The organism is Haoranjiania flava (assembly GCF_025631005.1).
GTDB classification, from domain to species: Bacteria; Bacteroidota; Bacteroidia; order Chitinophagales; family Chitinophagaceae; genus Haoranjiania; species Haoranjiania flava.
Window position 1 is genome coordinate 1 of sequence record NZ_JAOTPL010000055.1, and the last position, 575, is coordinate 575.

The 575-nt window shown below is 40.3% G+C and carries 1 protein-coding gene; it reads left to right on the plus strand.

Features of this window, described 5'->3' with window-relative positions; genetic code table 11:
• Positions 1 to 575 (plus strand): integrase core domain-containing protein (locus OD355_RS13825; protein WP_263039085.1); only part of this gene is annotated, 575 nt, incomplete at both ends.

Consider the following 575-nt stretch of genomic DNA (forward strand, 5'->3'; position numbering starts at 1 on the left):
CTTGGAGCACAAGACACCTACTATGTTGGATATATTAAAGGCGTTGGTAAAATATACCAGCAAACGTTCATAGACACCTATACCCGCGTGGCTTTCGCTAAAGTTTATGATCGCAAAAATGCTTTGGTTGCAGCCGAGATGCTCAATGATAAAGTGCTGCCATTTTATCAGGAACAGCAGGTAGATCTGTTGCGTATTTTAACCGACAGAGGAACTGAATATTGCGGCGCAAGAGAGCATCACGAGTACCAGCTTTACCTTAATATTGAGGATATTGACCATACTAAAACCAAGGCAAAGAGCCCACAAACAAACGGTATTTGTGAGCGATTCCATCGCACCATGCAGGAAGAATTTTACGCAATTGCTTTTAGAAAAAAACTCTACAACACACTGGAAGCACTTCAATCAGATATTGATCAATGGATAGATTTCTACAATAGTGAGCGCCCCCATAGTGGCCGTTATTGTTTTGGTAAAACGCCCATGAAAACATTTGCTGATAGTAAAGATTTAGCCCGAGGCAAAGACATTAATGATTTTTTCAGACAAAACGCTATCTTTAAACTGTCAGA